Annotated in this window: 16 protein-coding genes; 13 read left to right on the forward strand and 3 right to left on the reverse strand. The window is 52.6% G+C overall.

The annotated features are described in order from the left end of the window. Positions 1 to 23: 23 nt before the first annotated feature. The 4 genes from AC3Y7R_RS16130 (at position 24) to AC3Y7R_RS16145 (ending at position 5,482) form a co-directional block, all read left to right on the forward strand. Complete coding sequence (locus tag AC3Y7R_RS16130) at positions 24 to 1,025, forward strand: ABC transporter permease (RefSeq protein WP_490043095.1); 1,002 nt, start codon at positions 24 to 26, stop codon at positions 1,023 to 1,025. Beyond that, positions 1,022 to 2,221, forward strand: coding sequence for an ABC transporter permease (locus AC3Y7R_RS16135; protein ID WP_490043096.1), 1,200 nt, complete (start codon positions 1,022 to 1,024; stop codon positions 2,219 to 2,221). The genes AC3Y7R_RS16130 and AC3Y7R_RS16135 overlap by 4 nt, the downstream gene beginning before the upstream one ends. After that, positions 2,218 to 3,864, forward strand: a complete 1,647-nt coding sequence (locus AC3Y7R_RS16140) for an ABC transporter ATP-binding protein (protein WP_490043097.1) — start codon at positions 2,218 to 2,220, stop codon at positions 3,862 to 3,864. The genes AC3Y7R_RS16135 and AC3Y7R_RS16140 overlap by 4 nt, the downstream gene beginning before the upstream one ends. 73 nt (positions 3,865 to 3,937) lie before the next feature. Then, positions 3,938 to 5,482 carry an ABC transporter substrate-binding protein gene (locus tag AC3Y7R_RS16145; protein ID WP_490043098.1) on the forward strand — a complete coding sequence of 515 codons (1,545 nt, stop codon included), beginning with the start codon at positions 3,938 to 3,940 and terminating at the stop codon, positions 5,480 to 5,482. Positions 5,483 to 5,556: 74 nt separating this feature from the next. Here the strand turns inward: AC3Y7R_RS16145 and AC3Y7R_RS16150 are convergent, their stop codons facing one another. Further along, complete coding sequence (locus AC3Y7R_RS16150; protein WP_490043099.1) at positions 5,557 to 5,685, reverse strand: hypothetical protein; 129 nt, start codon at positions 5,683 to 5,685, stop codon at positions 5,557 to 5,559. Positions 5,686 to 5,907: 222 nt separating this feature from the next. On the opposite strand from AC3Y7R_RS16150, the gene rimP reads away from it, so the two are divergent. The 9 genes from rimP (at position 5,908) to AC3Y7R_RS16195 (ending at position 15,181) form a co-directional block, all read left to right on the forward strand. Then, positions 5,908 to 6,477 carry a ribosome maturation factor RimP gene (rimP, locus tag AC3Y7R_RS16155; protein WP_490043100.1) on the forward strand — a complete coding sequence of 190 codons (570 nt, stop codon included), beginning with the start codon at positions 5,908 to 5,910 and terminating at the stop codon, positions 6,475 to 6,477. A gap of 35 nt (positions 6,478 to 6,512) precedes the next feature. Continuing rightward, positions 6,513 to 8,126 (forward strand): transcription termination factor NusA, encoded by a 1,614-nt coding sequence (nusA, locus tag AC3Y7R_RS16160; RefSeq protein ID WP_490043101.1) that lies wholly within the window; start codon positions 6,513 to 6,515, stop codon positions 8,124 to 8,126. A gap of 23 nt (positions 8,127 to 8,149) precedes the next feature. After that, positions 8,150 to 8,785: an RNA-binding protein gene (locus tag AC3Y7R_RS16165; protein WP_490043102.1), complete on the forward strand. Its 636-nt coding sequence runs from the start codon at positions 8,150 to 8,152 to the stop codon at positions 8,783 to 8,785. After that, a complete protein-coding gene (gene infB / locus AC3Y7R_RS16170) occupies positions 8,782 to 11,283 on the forward strand; it encodes a translation initiation factor IF-2 (protein WP_490043103.1) in 2,502 nt (833 codons plus the stop codon). The genes AC3Y7R_RS16165 and infB overlap by 4 nt, the downstream gene beginning before the upstream one ends. Before the next feature lie 179 nt (positions 11,284 to 11,462). Next, entirely contained in the window at positions 11,463 to 12,020 is a 558-nt protein-coding gene (gene hslV / locus AC3Y7R_RS16175; RefSeq protein ID WP_490043104.1) for an ATP-dependent protease subunit HslV, read from the forward strand. Further along, entirely contained in the window at positions 12,013 to 13,098 is a 1,086-nt protein-coding gene (locus AC3Y7R_RS16180) for a hypothetical protein (protein ID WP_490043105.1), read from the forward strand. The genes hslV and AC3Y7R_RS16180 overlap by 8 nt, the downstream gene beginning before the upstream one ends. 415 nt (positions 13,099 to 13,513) lie before the next feature. Further along, positions 13,514 to 14,149, forward strand: a complete 636-nt coding sequence (locus tag AC3Y7R_RS16185) for an FMN-binding negative transcriptional regulator (protein ID WP_490043106.1) — start codon at positions 13,514 to 13,516, stop codon at positions 14,147 to 14,149. After that, the gene (locus tag AC3Y7R_RS16190) at positions 14,146 to 14,757 is read left to right on the forward strand and encodes a glutathione S-transferase (protein ID WP_490043107.1); all 612 of its coding nucleotides are present in this window, start codon (positions 14,146 to 14,148) and stop codon (positions 14,755 to 14,757) included. The genes AC3Y7R_RS16185 and AC3Y7R_RS16190 overlap by 4 nt, the downstream gene beginning before the upstream one ends. Next, entirely contained in the window at positions 14,750 to 15,181 is a 432-nt protein-coding gene (locus AC3Y7R_RS16195) for a GNAT family N-acetyltransferase (RefSeq protein WP_490043108.1), read from the forward strand. Before AC3Y7R_RS16190 ends, AC3Y7R_RS16195 begins: the two co-directional genes overlap by 8 nt. A 50-nt stretch (positions 15,182 to 15,231) precedes the next feature. On the opposite strand, the gene AC3Y7R_RS16200 is transcribed toward AC3Y7R_RS16195, so the two are convergent. Then, positions 15,232 to 16,038 (reverse strand): cytochrome c1, encoded by an 807-nt coding sequence (locus tag AC3Y7R_RS16200; protein ID WP_490043109.1) that lies wholly within the window; start codon positions 16,036 to 16,038, stop codon positions 15,232 to 15,234. Between the two features lie 13 nt (positions 16,039 to 16,051). Then, positions 16,052 to 17,395: a cytochrome b gene (gene petB / locus AC3Y7R_RS16205; RefSeq protein ID WP_490043110.1), complete on the reverse strand. Its 1,344-nt coding sequence runs from the start codon at positions 17,393 to 17,395 to the stop codon at positions 16,052 to 16,054. Positions 17,396 to 17,400: the final 5 nt, after the last annotated feature.

The raw sequence follows: 17,400 nt of genomic DNA on the forward strand, positions 1-17,400 counted from the left end.
ATTTCTGGGAGACATCTAAGCCTGTGGCCGGATTACTGCGAATCATTTTGCAACGACTGTTCCTTGGGCTTGTAACCTTACTCGCAGTTTCTGTTATTATCTTTATTGCGGTGAACGCGCTGCCGGGTGACTTCGCACAGGCAATTTTGGGGCAAGGAGCAACCCCAGAGGCGGTCGACGCCATCCGCGAGCAGCTAGGCCTAAATCAAAACAGTTTCACGCGATATTTTAACTGGTTAGCTGGGGCCGTGCGTGGAGACTTTGGCGTGCCTCTCAGCCAAGCACTATTTGCAGGCAATTTTGGCACAACTGCCGTTGGCACCGATGTCACCACCGTTGTGGATCAAATTGCGCCACGCCTAAAGAACACTTTGTTTCTTGCCAGCGTCAGCGCTGCGATCTCTGTTCCGCTGGCCGTGGGTCTTGGCATCTTGACTGCACTTTATCGCAACAGCGCCTTTGACAAAGTAATGAACGTCACCACGTTATCCGCAATTTCCAGCCCCGAGTTTTTTCTCGCCTATATCTTGATCTTATTCCTTGCCGTGCTGAACCCAGTCTTCCCATCACTCAGTAATATCTACCCTGATATGGCATTCAGCGACCGCCTCAGCAAAACCATGCTGCCTGCCCTGACTCTGACTTTGGCCGTCACCGCCCAAATGATGCGTATGACGCGCGCCGCAATCATCAACCTTCTGGCCTCGCCTTATATTGAGATGGCCCGCCTTAAAGGTCTCAGCCCGATGCGGGTAATCGTGAAGCACGCGTTGCCAAATGCGCTGGCTCCGATCATCACTGTCGTTGCCTTGAACCTTGCCTTTCTCATCACTGGCGTGGTGGTGGTCGAGGTTGTTTTTGTCTATCCGGGCATCGGTCAACTTTTTGTGGATAGTGTTAAAATTCGCGATATCCCTGTGGTGCAAGCCTGCTGCCTGATCTTTGCGGCTGTGTATATTTTGCTGAATCTGACCGCTGATATTCTATCTATCATATCCAATCCACGTCTGAGGCATCCGAAATGAACGCGCTTATCTGGATCTCCGGCGCGCTTATTGCCTTGTTGGGCCTGGGATGGGTTTTCCGTCTTGCCGCCCAAAAAATCACCAATAACAGGCCCTACTTTCGCGACATGTCCTTAGGTGTGGCTTTTGGTTATATGGTTGCTACCGCAGCTTTAATTTTTACGCTTTGGTACTACTTTCAATCCCAATATATTAACGATGTGCCACAGGCAGGTGTGATATTCTTCCGCTGGGCCGTTCAGGGTTTGTTAATGTTTTCTGCAGCGGCTTGGGTATTTCGCACCGCATTCCGCAATATAGGCAGCGAAACCACAAAGAAGTTGTTCAGATCTATGCCTCTGACTGCCGCTTTCGGGATCATGGTTATTCTTGCCTATGCAATCGTATCGATCTTCGCAGGTTTTATCGCGCCTTACGGGCAAGAAGAGGTCCTTGCCTCAGCCAATATTGTGGCGGGTGGAAACCCAGCGCTGGGTGGCGATCCAAAATATCCACTTGGCACCGATCAAATTGGCCGCGATCTGTTAAGTCGGCTGATCTATGGCGCACAAAACACCGTAGGTATTGCATTTCTCACAACCTGTTTAGCCTTCTTCATTGGCGGATCTTTGGGGTTTTTGGCCGCAACCTTGGGTGGTTGGTTGGACCAATTGCTAAGCCGAATGGTGGATGCGCTCATGGCAATTCCCGCGCTAATTTTCTCACTGCTGCTGATGACCATCGCAATGGCATGGGCCGGGAGCGAGAAATGGCAAGTCACCATCTACATGATCATCATTATCGCAATTATTGACTCTACGCGCGTTTTCCGCCTGACGCGCGCAGTGGGGCAAAGCATCGTGGTTATGGACTACATTGAAGCCGCAAAGCTTCGCGGCGAGGGTCTACCCTACCTGATCTTCCGCGAAATGCTGCCTAATGCTTACGCCCCTCTTTTGGCCGAGTTCGGGCTTCGGTTCTGCTTTGTATTCCTAACCATCGCGTCGCTGTCTTTCCTCGGTGTTGGCATCCAGCCACCGCTGGCCGATTGGGGTACGATGGTAAAAGACCTTGGCCAGTTCATCAACTACGCAGCCTTTGCGCCCAACGCAGCCGTTACACCTTTGCTGGCGGCAGGTGCCATCGCATTGTTGACCGTGGGCATCAATTTTGTGGTCGATTGGATGCTGCACAAATCATCGGGGCTGAAAGAATGACCGAGCCACTTCTAAAAATTCGCAACCTAACAATTGAAGGTCGCGCGGATGAAACTTGGAATCCGATCATCAATGGTGTGAGCCTTGATTTGAAGAAAGGTGAAGTTCTGGGGATGATCGGGGAATCCGGTGCCGGTAAATCTACCATTGGACTTGCCGCTATGGGCTACACCCGAGATGGCGTTCGGATATCCAAGGGCTCGGTTGAATTTGATGGCGTTGATCTGGTGACAGCCTCCGCCTCGGTTAAGCGCAGCTTACTGGGCAAACGGATTGCCTATGTGGCGCAGTCCGCCGCTGCCAGTTTCAATCCGGCGCATAAAATAATCAACCAACATACAGAGGGTCCGGTCCAGCATGGTGTTTCCAGTCGCCGCCAAAGCGAAGAAGACGGTGTAGAATTATACCGCCGCCTACGCTTACCAAACCCGGAAGAAATTGGTTTTCGATACCCCCATCAGGTCTCTGGCGGGCAATTGCAACGCGCCATGACAGCTATGGCCATGGCGTGTCGCCCCGATTTGATCATTTTTGACGAGCCAACTACCGCCTTGGATGTCACCACCCAAATCGAGGTTCTTGCCTCGATCCGCGACATCGTGGAGCAATTCAACACAGCCGCAATCTACATTACCCATGACCTCGCCGTTGTTGCGCAGATGGCTGATAAAATTAAAGTTCTACTTAAGGGCGATGAGATTGAGGAGGCCGATACCCGCACCATGCTGTCCTCTCCGAAAGAGGAATATACGAAGTCGCTTTGGGCGGTGCGCAGTTTCGAGCGCCCGGCAAAACCTGCAATCAATGTGCGGGCCACGCCAGTTGTTAGCGTCCAGAACGTGACCGCAGCCTATGGCAAAATCGACGTTTTGCATGACGTTAGTTTCGACATTCATGAGGGGCGCACAGTCGCCGTTGTTGGGGAATCCGGCTCGGGTAAATCCACCGCCGCGCGTTGCATCACGGGTCTTTTGCCGCCACGGATTGGGCATATTGAGTTTGGTGGTGAAATTCTTCCACTCGATTACAAAAAGCGCAACAAATCGCAGTTACGGCAAGCGCAGATGATCTACCAAATGGCTGACACCGCGCTGAACCCGCGCAAAAGCATCGGGGAGATCATCGGGCGCCCGGTTGAGTTTTATATGGGCCTAAAAGGTCGTGACAAACGCAAGCGTGTGGATGAACTTCTAGCCGAGATTGAGTTGGAGCCGACTGAGTATTTCAACCGCTTGCCCTCAGAGCTGTCCGGCGGTCAAAAACAGCGCATCGGCATCGCCCGTGCGCTGGCAGCTGAGCCGAAATTCATCATCTGCGACGAGGTGACCAGTGCGTTGGATCAACTTGTGGCCGAAGGTATTTTACGCCTGCTGGCCAAGCTTCAAGACGAGTTAGGCCTCAGCTATATGTTCATCACCCATGATCTGGCCACCGTGCGCTCTATCGCGGATGAGGTGGTTGTCATGAAGGACGGACAAGTCGTGGAGCAGGGCGGCAAGGTCGAAATGTTCCAGCCACCGCATCACCCATACACCGACCTTTTACTGTCCTCTGTACCAGAAATGGACCCAGACTGGCTAACAAATCTGCTAAAGAATCGCGGAGTTGATAACATCGGCGATGCTGCTGTTGATAAGATGTAACAAGATTCGCCCCATAAGGGCCGATATAATGGCGGATAAACCGCCTCAAATGAAACCAACTGGGAGACGATATATGTCACAAATTTCAAGACGCAGCCTACTCAAGACAGGTGTTGCCGCAGGTGTTCTATCCGCCACTGGCCTGCCCCTTCGCGCGCAAGCCAAAAAGGGCGGTCGCTTACGGTTAGGCCTTGCTGGCGCCAACACGTCCGACAGCTGGGATGGGCGGACGCATTCTGACAGCTACATGATCATGTGTGCCCATGGTGCCGTGTTTGATTGCCTGACTGAAGTGGGCGCAGATGGCCAGCTAAAGGGTGAGTTGGCTGAAAGCTGGGAAGCTTCTGCTGATGCCAAAACTTGGACTTTCAAGCTGCGCCAAGGCGTGACTTTCCACAATGGCAAAGCTTTTGGCGCTGACGATGTAATTGCCTCGCTGGAAATGCACACTGCCGAGGGGGCCAAATCTGCCGCTAAACCTATCGTGTCCGCGATCTCCGAGATGAAAAAGATCAACGATCACGAAATTGAAATGACATTGGCGGCTGGCAATGCCGACTTCCCGTTCCTGCTCTCAGATTACCACATCTTGATGTTCCCGGCCGGCCAAATTGACGAGGCCATCTCCAAAGGGATCGGTACGGGTCTCTACCAAGTTGAGTCCTTCGACCCCGGTGTTCGGTTTGTCGGCAAGCGCGTTGCAAGCCACTACAAAGGTGACGACGCAGGTCATTTCGACGAGATTGAAGTTATCGCGATTAACGATTCCTCTGCACGGATGAATGCGTTGATGACAGGTCAGGTTGACGCCGTTAATCGGGTTGATGTCAAAACCGAGGCGCTTCTAAAAGCCAATCCAATGGTTAATATTTTAGAAGTCACTGGCAACCAGCACTACACTTTTCCGATGCTGACTGGCACAGAGCCGTTCAATGATATGAACGTGCGCAAAGCCCTTAAGCACGGCATCAACCGCGAAGAACTTGTTGATAAAATCTTGCAAGGCCACGGCAAAGTTGCAAATGACCACCCGATCGGTCCAGCAAACCAATATTACGCCGCCGATCTGGAACAAAACTCCTACGATCCCGACAAGTCCAAATTCCACCTCAAAGAAGCAGGTCTCGATAGCTTGGACGTGGACCTTTCAGCCGCCAATGCTGCCTTCTCGGGCGCGATTGACGCATCACAGCTTTATCAGGCCTCGGCCAAAGCAGGTGGCATCAACATAAACGTGGTGCAGGAACCCGATGATGGCTACTGGTCCAATGTCTGGCTGAAAAAATCGTGGTGTGCTTGCTATTGGTCTGGCCGCGCAACTGAAGATTGGATGTTCTCCACCGCCTATGAATCCGGCGTTCCATGGAACGACAGTGGTTGGGAAAATGCACGCTTCCAAGAGCTGCTTTTGTCGGCTCGTGCAGAGTTGGATTCGGCAAAACGCAAAGAGCAATACTATGAAATGCAAATGCTGATGTCTTCCGAGGGCGGCACCGTCATTCCGATGTATGCCAACTACGTGGACGCGCATTCTAGCAAGCTGACCAATTCTGGCACCACGGGCAACGTGTTCCAAATGGACAGCTCACGCTTCATGGAGCGCTGGTGGTTCGCTTAAGCGGCACCCGCTAGAGAAACGAAAAACGCCCCGTCCAATTGGCGGGGCGTTTTTCATTCACGTTACGGTTTGCCTTATGCGGCAGCACGCTCCGCGTTGCGTTTTTTCCATGTGCGGTTCATCGCTACATACATAATTGCCACGCCACACAGAAATGCACCGCTGCTAACCGAGGCCACGAGACCCAAAGTATTCATATCCATTTTTTGCTCCATTCTTGAATTAACTAAGAACTGGTTAATTTCAGAATAGGGCCGTTTTTGGACCTGATTGCGGCTACTCTCAGTCACATGCCAATCATCTCTTGCAGACTCATCCACCTTCCCCTATATCCCCCTTAACAGCGGCGCGCTGGTCTCCACCCCCAGCGCCCACCGGGAAATACCAACGGGCCGCGCGCCCGTTTTTTTGTGCTTAAGGACCCTATGTCTGATCTAATCGCCAAAGCTGCTATCGACCGCCGTCTGGCCGAGATCGCCTTACCCGTTATTGAGGGTTTGGGTTATGAACTCGTGCGGATGCGTTTGTTAACTGGCAAGCAAGATATCGTGCAAGTCATGGCTGAAAAGCCTGAGGGTGGCATTGAGGTTGATGATTGCGCCAAGATTTCAACAGCTTTATCCGCGACCTTTGATGTCGAAGACCCAATTACAGGCGAGTACACCTTAGAAGTGTCTAGCCCAGGTATCGATCGGCCATTAACGCGTCTTAAAGACTTTGAGATGTGGGATGGCTATGAGGCTAAGATTGAGACTGAAGAGCTGATCGACGGCCGCCGCCGCTTCAAGGGCCAATTGGCCGGTGTTCAAGGTGAAGAAGTCCTGATCGTGATCGAAGAAGGCACGATTGGCCTGAAGTTTGAGTGGCTCACAGACGCCAAACTGGTGCTGACTGACGAGCTAATCCGCGACGTTTTAAAAAACCGCAAAGATGCGGGCGAAATTGACGAAACACAATTTGACGAAGTTCAACAAATCGTCGATGGCGAAGAATAACGCCCCTTTGGCGTGATGGTGAGGAGACCGAAGAAATGGCTATTACATCTGCCAACCAGCTAGAGCTGCTGCAAACCGCAGAAGCCGTAGCACGCGAAAAGATGATCGACCCCGGGTTGGTCATCGAGGCAATGGAAGAATCCCTCGCGCGTGCTGCGAAGTCTCGCTACGGGGCTGATCTGGATATTCGTGTCTCTATTGACCGTAAAACTGGCAAGGCAACCTTCACCCGCGTTCGCACTGTTGTCGAAGATGACATGATCGAGAATGACCGCGCCGAGTTGAATGTCGAAGATGCTAAAGACTATCTGGACGACCCAGCCGTTGGCGACACGATTGTTGACGAAGTGCCCCCGGTTGAGATGGGCCGCATCGCCGCGCAATCAGCTAAACAGGTTATCTTGCAAAAAATCCGCGAAGCTGAACGTGATCGCCAGTATGAGGAATTCAAAGACAAGGTTGGCACAATCATCAACGGTCAGGTTAAGCGCGAAGAATACGGCAACGTCATCGTTGATATTGGCCGTGGCGAAGCGATTCTGCGTCGCAACGAGAAAATTGGTCGCGAAAGCTATCGTCCGAATGACCGCATTCGCGTCTACATTAAAGATGTCAGCCGCGAAGTGCGCGGCCCACAAATTTCCCTATCTCGGACCGACCCCCAATTCATGGCGGAGCTGTTCAAAATGGAGGTGCCTGAGATTTATGACGGCATCATCGATATCAAAGCTGTTGCCCGTGATCCCGGATCGCGCGCGAAAATTGCCGTGATTTCTTATGATAACTCCATCGACCCCGTTGGTGCCTGCGTTGGTATGCGTGGCTCGCGTGTGCAGGCTGTTGTGAATGAACTTCAGGGCGAGAAAATCGACATCATTCCATGGAACGAAGACCAGCCAACTTTCTTGGTAAATGCACTTCAGCCCGCTGAAGTTTCCAAGGTTGTTCTTGACGAAGAAGCCGAGCGTATCGAGGTTGTTGTTCCCGAAGAGCAGCTCTCATTGGCAATTGGCCGCCGTGGTCAAAACGTACGTCTTGCATCACAGTTAACTGGCCTTGATATCGACATCATGACCGAGGAAGAAGAATCCGCACGTCGCCAAGCCGAGTTTGAAATCCGCACCAAGCTGTTCATGGACACGCTCGATCTGGATGAGTTCTTTGCGCAACTGCTGGTTTCCGAAGGCTTCACCTCTCTGGAAGAAGTTGCTTATGTCGAAGCCAACGAGTTGTTGGTAATCGAAGGTGTCGATGAAGATACCGCGTCTGAACTACAAGCTCGCGCCCGTGATTACCTGGAGGCGCAGGCCAAGAAAGCCTTGGACAACGCCCGCGAGATGGGTGTTCAAGACAGCCTTATCACATTCGAAGGTCTCACGCCCCAAATGGTAGAAGCCTTGGCAAAAGATGATGTGAAAACACTTGAAGACTTCGCAACCTGCGCTGACTGGGAACTGGCCGGTGGCTGGACGACTGTAGATGGCGAGCGCTCCAAGGATGATGGTGTATTAGAGCCCTTCGATATCACCCTTGAGGAGGCTCAAAACATGGTTATGACTGCGCGTATACAGTTGGGTTGGGTAGATCCTGCGGACTTGGTTTCTGATGAAGAAGACGATGCTGATGCGACTAAGGAGGCCGAGGCCTGATCTCAGGTCTCGGGTATTCCGGCATGAGCCGCGGTGGTCACCAAAAAGAACAAGACGGACTAGAGCGACGCTGCATCGCCACCGGAGAGTTGCGCGATCCTGCGTTGATGATCCGGTTTGTGGTAGGTCCAGAGGGTCAGGCTGTTGCGGATATCCGCAACAAATTGCCAGGTCGTGGTATCTGGGTGAGTGCGGACAAGGACGCATTGGCGAAAGCAATCAAAACGAAAGCCTTCTCCCGCTCGGCCAAAGAACAGGTAAGCATACCCGATGATTTGTTTGAGCTAACCGAGAAAATGTTAGCGCGGCGGCTGGTTGACCTGATTTCACTCGCACGCAAAGCGGGTCAGGCCGTCACCGGTTATGAGAAAGTAAAAAGTTTGCTTGAAACAGAGCGTGCAACGCTTCTGGTGCAAGCTAGTGACGGGTCGGAACGGGGCAAATCAAAGCTCCATTCACCACCCGGAAAAGACGTATTTATTGGCTGTTTGACATCTCAGGAATTGGGTTTGGCTTTCGGTCGGGAAAGTGTGATACATGGCGCCTTAACGGCCGGTGGACTCAGCAGACAAGTAAAAGCTGAAGGCATCAGGCTGAAAGGTGTCCGCGGACATAGCGGCGGAAAGAAATCCCGCCCGAAAGGAATAGACGACGCATGAGCGATAGTGACGGTAAAAAAACCCTTGGTCTTCGTGGTAGTGGCGCAGGTCGCCCCGGCAATGTGAAGCAAAGCTTCAGCCACGGTCGTACCAAGAACGTGGTCGTGGAAACCAAGCGTAAACGCGTAATGGTTCCCAAGCCCGGTGGTGTGAAGCCCTCAATTACTGGCTCACCTTCTGTTGGTGACCCTTCCAAGCGCCCTGCCGGTATCTCCGATGCCGAAATGGAGCGCCGTATGAAGGCGCTTCAGGCTGCCAAAGAGCAAGAAGCCTCTGATGTAGAGCGCCGTGCGCGCGAAGAGGCCGAAAGCACCGCGCGCCGCGAGCGGCGTCGTGCCGAAGCAGAAGCTAAAGAGCGCGAAGAAAAAGAACGTGAGGATGCTCTCAAGGCTAAAGCTGACGAGGAAGCACGCAAACTACGCGAGGCTGCTGAGGAAAAAACTCGTGCGGCCGCACCACCTGCACCTGCCGCGGCACCTGGTGAACCACAAGTTGCGACTCCATCAGGTCCTCGTGGCGGCGGAAAAGCAGCCCCGACACCTGTACGCCGTGAGCGTGAAGATCGCGGGAATAAAGCCAACAAAGGCCGCAATGATGATGCGCGCCGGTCTGGCAAGCTGACCTTAAACCAAGCCTTACGCGGCGGCGAAGGTCGTCATAAATCCATGGCCGCCATGAAGCGGAAGCAAGAGCGTGCGCGCCAAAAAGCTATGGGTGGTACTGTTGAGCGCGAAAAAGTTGTGCGTGATGTTCAGCTACCTGAGGCAATTGTTGTGTCCGAGCTTGCCAACCGTATGGCCGAACGTGTCTCTGACGTTGTGAAAGCCTTGATGACTAACGGTATTATGGCCACACAAACACAGTCGATCGACGCTGACACAGCCGAGCTGATCATCGAAGAGTTTGGGCATAAAGTTGTCCGCGTTTCCGATGCTGATGTTGAAGATGTGATCACGCAGATTGATGATGATCAGTCTGACCTCAAGCCTCGTGCGCCCGTCATCACAATCATGGGTCACGTTGACCATGGTAAAACATCCCTACTCGACTCCATTCGCAACGCCCGTGTAACCGCGGGTGAAGCTGGTGGTATCACGCAGCATATTGGGGCCTATCAAGTTGTCCAAGACGGGACAGAATTGACCTTCCTCGACACGCCCGGTCACGCCGCGTTTACATCAATGCGTGCTCGTGGTGCACAGGTGACAGACATCGTAGTTCTTGTTGTGGCTGCCGATGACGCTGTCATGCCTCAAACAATTGAGGCTATCGCCCACGCCAAGGCCGCAAATGTTCCAATGATTGTTGCCATCAACAAAGTCGATAAGCCTGACGCCAACCCAGACAAAGTTCGTACTGACCTACTTCAACACGAAGTTATCGTCGAGAAAATGTCTGGTGAGGTTCAAGACGTTGAAGTTTCTGCGACCACCGGCCAAGGCCTTGATACTCTACTGGAAGCCATTGCCCTTCAGTCGGAAATTTTGGAACTCAAAGCCAACCCTGATCGCGCAGCTTCTGGAGCTGTGATCGAAGCCCAACTGGATGTTGGTCGCGGACCTGTAGCAACAGTTTTGGTTCAAAACGGAACACTACGCCAAGGCGACATCTTTGTTGTTGGTGAGCAATACGGTCGCGTTCGCGCACTTATCAATGACCAAGGCGACCGCATCAAAGAAGCCGGCCCGTCCGTTCCTGTCGAGGTTCTTGGCCTTAACGGCACCCCGGAAGCTGGCGACGTCTTGAATGTTGTCGACACCGAAGCTCAAGCCCGTGAAATCGCTGAATATCGCGAAAAAGCTGGCAAAGACCGCCGCGCCGCCGCTGGTGCCGCCACAACCCTTGAGCAACTTATGGCCAAGGCCAAGGACGACGAAAGCCTTACAGAAATGCCTATCTTGGTGAAAACTGATGTGCAGGGTTCTGCCGAAGCTATCGTTCAGGCGATGGAGAAAATCGGCAACGATGAGGTTCGTGTTCGCGTATTGCACTCTGGCGTGGGCGCGATCACCGAATCTGATATCGGCTTGGCAGAAGCATCCGGCGCTCCGGTCTTTGGTTTCAATGTTCGGGCGAATGCATCGGCACGGAACACCGCCAACCAAAAAGGCGTGGAAATCCGGTACTACTCGGTTATTTACGACCTTGTTGATGATGTAAAACAGGCTGCTTCTGGGTTGCTCTCTGCTGAAATCAAAGAAAGTTTCATCGGTTATGCTGAAATCAAAGAGGTCTTTAAAGTTACTGGCGTGGGTAAAGTTGCTGGCTGTATCGTAACCGAAGGGGTCGCGCGCCGCTCTGCCGGAGTTCGCTTGCTACGTGACAACATCGTCATCCATGAAGGTACGCTGAAAACCCTCAAACGCTTTAAAGACGAAGTTCCAGAGGTACAGTCAGGTCAAGAATGCGGCATGGCGTTTGAAGCCTATGATGACATTCGCCCTGCGGACGTCATCGAGATCTTCACTCGCGAAGAAGTCGAACGCTCACTAGACTAAACCTGATACATATTTCTAGCAAAGGCCCCGACACTTAGTTTCGGGGCCTTTCTTGTTATACAAAGCATCTATCCGAGGCGGCTTTTACGGCTCACTGGCGTTCGGTAATTGGCGCGTATGCCCTTTGCGCAACGCCCTATCCATGCCTATATACTCTCAAATGACAAAAGGAGATTTCCATGTCTGAGGGAAAATTCCCCGGCTGGCACGGGACCACCATTATTGGTGTTCGCAAAGGTGGCAAAGTTGTCATTGCAGGTGACGGGCAAGTGTCTGTTGGGCAAACCGTCATGAAAGGCACTGCGCGCAAAGTTCGACGCCTCTCTCCGGGTGGGACAGATGTTATTGCGGGTTTCGCAGGCTCTACCGCTGATGCATTTACCCTGCTGGAGCGGTTGGAAGCCAAACTAGAAGCCACCCCTGGTCAACTATCTCGTGCTGCTGTTGAGTTAGCAAAAGATTGGCGCACCGATAAATACCTTAAGAACCTCGAGGCAATGCTGATCGTCACCGACGGCTCCGAGCTTTATGTTATCACAGGGGCCGGCGATGTGCTTGAACCCGAACATGACATAGCCGCCATTGGATCAGGCGGGAACTTTGCATTGGCCGCCGGGCGGGCTTTGATGGATACAGATAAAGACGCAGAGACTATCGCACGCGATGCAATGAAAATTGCTGCTGAAATTTGCGTTTACACCAACGGAAACCTAACCGTGGAGACCATCAATGCCTGAAGGCATCACCCGTGATGATCTACGTGCCGCCGTTTCATCTGGCGTTTTAGATGAAACGCAGGCCAGCAATCTAATGATCCTGTCTGACCAGCGCCAAGGTTATCGGGCGAACATGATCGGTGATGATGAGCCTTTTGAGTTGTTCAAGGGCTTCGCTGAAATCTTCATAACCGTAGGTTTAACCCTCCTCATGTCGGGCTTCCTTGGCCTATTCACCCTCTTAAGTGACCCTCTTTCCATCCCCTTTATTGCTATGCTCCTCTCAATTGGGTTCGCATTCTACTTTACCAAAAAGCGACGAATGTCTTTACCTTCCATCGCAATATGCATCTCATTTGCTACAGCACTTGGAGCTACATGCAGCTTGTTTTTATTAAGCTCCAATGGGGACTTAACCCCAACGTCCAGCTTGATTGTTGGGATTGTCGGCATACTTGGAATGACCGTTTACTTTCGAGTGTTTCGCCTGCCATTTGCCATGCTGGCCCTAGGTGTTTTTGGAATCTTAACCGTTTTCAGCGCTGTCGAAATACTGATCCCAAGCGGGTATTCATCCTCATCAAATCTGACTGATTACTTTGACCTACGCCAACAGCCCTACCTTGCTATCGGAACACTTGTCTTTGGGGTTTGTGCCTTTGTCGGCGCTCTTTGGTTCGATCTGCAAGATCCCCACCGTATAAGCCGAAAATCAGCCTCAGCTTTCTGGCTACATATCCTTGCAGCCCCTGCGCTGGTGAACACCTTGGTTATGTCAAACTATCAGCTTGGCGGCACTATTGGCACTGGATCAGCCATTGTTGTACTCGTGCTTTTCACACTGCTCGCCATCATTATCGACCGACGAAGCTTTCTTACGGCGGGGCTGATCTATATCGGCCTGATCACAGCCGCAGCAATAAGTGAAACCGGAACATTGTGGTCTCCAGTTCTAACACTGCTACTGCTTGGTGTTTTTGTTACTGCTCTTGGCACCTTTTGGACCCAAATTCGCGCACTGGTGTTAGGGCAACTGCCCAATTTTCCCGGAAAGCATCGCTTGCCCCCCTATGAAAATGGGCTATCAGCTTCAAAATAACTACAGCTTCGCAACGCCCAAAGGTACGTTGAGGTACTATCACGTTAACTTCTGGTTGAACGAAGGTCCCACCATTTGATGCTTTCATGTGACATCCGCTGGGACGGAGAAGCAATCTCGAATAGCCGAATGGATCGATATGTACTGTTGCAGGCTTCCTGATCGCCTAGCGTTTTCTCACTTTCGGAACGGTAGGGGCTGTTCTCGGCACCCTTATGTGACTGGTGTTCAACCTCGGGAGCAATTCTCGTTTGGCAGCGCCGTAGAATTGCCATTTGATAGTGCGGATAATAAAATTCGGTGATCGTATACCGTACTAACCCACAGAGAACTATATCATCTACAAAATAACGGCTGGTTAAATCTGCCTTGCACACTAAACTCACAATAGTGCCACCAACTTGACGATACCGCCATGCATTCTAATCCCAACTATAGGCAGGTCTCTGCCTCTCGAAACATCGAGTTTGCGCGTGAGCGGGGGTTCGGCACCTTAGCAATCAATGGGCCCAATGGCCCACTAACATCGCATGTTCCATTTCTGCTCTCAGAAGATGGAAAAATGGCAGAACTTCACCTTATACGCTCCAACCCCATCGCCCGGGCCTGCAATGACCCGCAACCTGCCGTCATCACGGTGACTGGCCCCGACAGCTATATCTCGCCCGATTGGTATGGCGTTGAAGATCAGGTTCCCACTTGGAATTACGTTGCCATCCAGATTCGCGGCACACTTACCAAATTGCCTCAAGGTAATTTGCTCCCACTGCTCGACCGCCTGTCGGCGCATTTTGAGCAACACCTGCTACCCAAGCCGCCTTGGACCAGCAGCAAAATGTCGGGTGATATGCTCGAGCGGATGCTACGCCAAATCCAGCCTTTCCAGTTCAACCCGACCGAGATCAACGGCACGTGGAAACTGAACCAAAACAAACCCGATGCAGTTCGCATCTCGGCTGCCGATCATGTAGCCGCCTATGGCATCGGGCAAGATACACCAATTCTTTCCGCCCTTATGCGGGGTATTCAATCAAAGGACGATATCAAATGAGACTCTATTCCAGCCCAACATCACCCTTTGCGCGCAAAGTTTTACTGATTCTACGCGAAACTGGTCAGGTTGATGATGTAGAAATTCTCACCGCAGGCGGCACCCCGATTGATCCCGGGACTATGCCGCGCGACCTAAATCCCTTAGGTAAAATTCCCGCGCTAGCCTTAGACAATGGCGCGCCTGTTTACGATAGCCGTGTTATCTGTCGCTTCTTTGATGAGCGCGCGAAAGCCGGGCTTTACGGGGCCGGTGATGCCACTTGGCAGCTCCTCACCCTCGAGGCCACCGCCGACGGCATCACCGACGCAGCAATCTTAATGGTGTACGAGGTCCGCGTGCGCCCCGAGGACAAGCAATACCCAGAATGGGTCGAGGCCCAATGGCTAAAAATCACCACCGCTCTGGACGCGATTGAAACATCTTGGATGAGTACCCTGACCTCCGACACCCTCAATATCGGTCAAATCGCGGTCGCCTGCGCATTGGGTTACGTTGATTTCCGCCACCCCGACCGTAACTGGCGCAATACCCGCCCGAATCTTGCAGCGTGGGAGGCCAAGTTTGCCAAAAACGCTGCCATGGCTGCGACGGCCCCCGTTGGATAAAGTTACCCGCACCGATGATATCGCCGCTTGCCAACACATCAGGCGGGTGGTGTTCATCGAGGGGCAAAATGTCTCCGAGGAGGAAGAGATGGATGGTAAAGAAGCACTTTGCCGCCATTATCTCGCTTATGCCAGCAACCTGCCCGCCGCAACTGCGCGCGTCATGCCGTTGGGTCCTCGCGCCAAAATTCAGCGCGTCGCGGTTCTGGACGCACAACGCGGTACAGGCCTGGGCGCGAGGCTGATGCAGTTCATTCTGGACGACTTACGCGATAAGTTTGATGAGGCCGTGCTCGGCTCCCAAACCCACGCTATCGGATTCTATGAAAAGTTGGGTTTTAAGGTTTTCGGGCCAGAGTTCGACGATGCAGGAATTCCGCATCGAGAGATGATTTTAAGCCTGAAACCCAATCAGGACTCATAAAAAAGGCGCGCCTTGTCAGGCGCGCCTTTTAAAATTTCAGCTAGAAAACCTTAGTCTTTGCGCTTGATCGGTGCCCAGATGCGTTTGTTGGTCAGGTACAGCAACGAGGTCAAAATGATCAAGAATAGCACCGCAATAAAGCCCGTGCGCTTACGTGCATTTTGATGTGGCTCTGCCGTCCAGCGCAAGAAGGCTGCAACGTCTTCGGCTTCGTGGTGCAATTCATTGGAGTGACCATCCGCAAAATCTACATCTTCCCCAAAAAGTGGCGGTGCCATCGAAATCCAGCCGCCCGGAAAAGCGGTGTTCTCATAGAACGTGGTGCCCGCTTCTTCTTTTTCTTCGCCAGTGTATCCAGTGAGGATCGAGGCGATGTATTCTGCGCCACCGATACCGTGTACCAACTGGTTGATCCCAGACCCATAAGGGCCATGGAACCCGGCGCGCGCCTTAGCCATCAACGACAGATCAGGTGCGCCCTGAGAGTTGTTCGCTGGGAACTTATCCGTTGGCTTTAGCGCACGTAGTTCTTCGGTTTCAGGATCGTACAAATGCTGATTTGCAGTTTCGTCATTGATCGAAAATTGCGCAACATAGGCCTTCATCTGGTCCTCGGGCAGCATGGGGCCGCCTTCGTCTGCCAGCGTACGCATCGGCACAAACTTCAAACCATGACAGCTTGAACAAACATCCGTGTAGATGTGCAAGCCACGTTGCAGCTGGTTCTGGTCATAAGTGCCAAACGGCCCCTCATAGGAGAATTCAGCATCATGTGTGTGGCCTGCGTCCCCGGACGCATAAGCGCCGGAAACAAGGCCTGCCGCCAAAGCGGTTGCGAGTGAGAGTTTCTTAAACATCGGTATCTTCCTCTTACTCTACAGAAGCTGCGACAGCGTCGGAGCCTTTGTCTTTGGCGGGGTAATGCGCGTCAAAATCTTCCTCGATCGTCGCTGGACGGGCCAGCGGCTTTTCGATGACGCCCAGAAGCGGCAAAATCACTAGGAAATAGCCGAACCAGTAGGCAGACGCGATCAGTGATATCGTGGCGTATGGTTCTTCGGTTGGCATAGCGCCGACCCACATCAGAACCAAGAAGTCGAAGACCAGCAAGCCAAACCACCACTTAAACATCGGGCGATAGCGGCCAGAGCGCACGGATGATGTATCCAACCATGGGGCGACAGCCATTACAGCAATTGCGCCAAACATGGCACCCACACCGAAGAACTTCGCGTCCACGATGCCACCAGTGATGAAGGATACAAACTGTACGACCCAAACATCAGCGGTGAAAGCTCGCAGAATGGCGTAGAAGGGCAAGAAGTACCATTCCGGCACGATGTGCGCAGGCGTGGCTAACGGGTTTGCCTCGATATAGTTATCGGGGTGGCCAAGGAAGTTGGGCATGAAGCCCACGATGCCCCAGAACACCACCATGATCACGGCCAGCGCAAACAAGTCCTTCATGACGAAGTAAGGCCAGAACGGCACAGTATCTTTCGCAGCTTCTTCCTTAGAGCCACGACGTACTTCAACACCAGTTGGGTTGGAGTTGCCTGTGGTGTGGAACGCCCAAATGTGAATGGCGACAAGGCCAACAATCACGAACGGCAACAGGTAGTGCAACGAGAAGAAGCGGTTTAGCGTGGCGTTGTCCACAGCAGGTCCGCCCAGCAGCCACGTCTGGATCATCTCACCAATACCGGGGATGGCACCAAACAGGCCCGTGATAACAGTCGCGCCCCAAAAAGACATCTGACCCCATGGCAACACATAGCCCATAAAGGCGGTGGCCATCATCGCAAGATAAATCATCATGCCGATGACCCACGTGATCTCGCGAGGTGCTTTGTAGGAGCCATAATACAGGCCGCGGAAGATGTGGGCATAAACGGCCACAAAGAACAGCGACGCGCCGTTGGCATGCAGATAACGCAGCATATAGCCGCCATTCACATCGCGCATGATATGCTCAACCGAGGCGAACGCCAGATCGACATGCGGGGTGTAATGCATCGCCAGCACAATGCCTGTGATGATTTGCAGCACCAGACAGAACGCCAGAACAATGCCCCAGATCCACATCCAGTTCAGGTTCTTCGGGGTCGGGATCATCAGCGTGTCATACGCCAAGCCAACAATTGGTAAACGAGAGTGAAGCCACTTCTCGCCGCCAGATTTGGGCTCATAATGGTCGTGTGGGATACCAGCCATATCGA

It is taken from the genome of Litoreibacter sp., from assembly GCF_058136045.1.

Excerpts from the sequence above, each read along its gene's own strand:
- AC3Y7R_RS16135 (WP_490043096.1), top strand. The coding sequence starts at position 1,022 with ATGAACGCGCTTATCTGGATCTCCGGCGCGCTTATTGCCTTGTTGGGC.
- AC3Y7R_RS16140 (WP_490043097.1), top strand. The coding sequence starts at position 2,218 with ATGACCGAGCCACTTCTAAAAATTCGCAACCTAACAATTGAAGGTCGC.
- AC3Y7R_RS16145 (WP_490043098.1), top strand. The coding sequence starts at position 3,938 with ATGTCACAAATTTCAAGACGCAGCCTACTCAAGACAGGTGTTGCCGCA.
- AC3Y7R_RS16150 (WP_490043099.1), bottom strand. The coding sequence starts at position 5,685 with ATGGATATGAATACTTTGGGTCTCGTGGCCTCGGTTAGCAGCGGTGCA.
- rimP (WP_490043100.1), top strand. The coding sequence starts at position 5,908 with ATGTCTGATCTAATCGCCAAAGCTGCTATCGACCGCCGTCTGGCCGAG.
- nusA (WP_490043101.1), top strand. The coding sequence starts at position 6,513 with ATGGCTATTACATCTGCCAACCAGCTAGAGCTGCTGCAAACCGCAGAA.
- AC3Y7R_RS16165 (WP_490043102.1), top strand. The coding sequence starts at position 8,150 with ATGAGCCGCGGTGGTCACCAAAAAGAACAAGACGGACTAGAGCGACGC.
- infB (WP_490043103.1), top strand. The coding sequence starts at position 8,782 with ATGAGCGATAGTGACGGTAAAAAAACCCTTGGTCTTCGTGGTAGTGGC.
- hslV (WP_490043104.1), top strand. The coding sequence starts at position 11,463 with ATGTCTGAGGGAAAATTCCCCGGCTGGCACGGGACCACCATTATTGGT.
- AC3Y7R_RS16180 (WP_490043105.1), top strand. The coding sequence starts at position 12,013 with ATGCCTGAAGGCATCACCCGTGATGATCTACGTGCCGCCGTTTCATCT.
- AC3Y7R_RS16185 (WP_490043106.1), top strand. The coding sequence starts at position 13,514 with ATGCATTCTAATCCCAACTATAGGCAGGTCTCTGCCTCTCGAAACATC.
- AC3Y7R_RS16190 (WP_490043107.1), top strand. The coding sequence starts at position 14,146 with ATGAGACTCTATTCCAGCCCAACATCACCCTTTGCGCGCAAAGTTTTA.
- AC3Y7R_RS16200 (WP_490043109.1), bottom strand. The coding sequence starts at position 16,038 with ATGTTTAAGAAACTCTCACTCGCAACCGCTTTGGCGGCAGGCCTTGTT.
- petB (WP_490043110.1), bottom strand. The coding sequence starts at position 17,395 with ATGGCTGGTATCCCACACGACCATTATGAGCCCAAATCTGGCGGCGAG.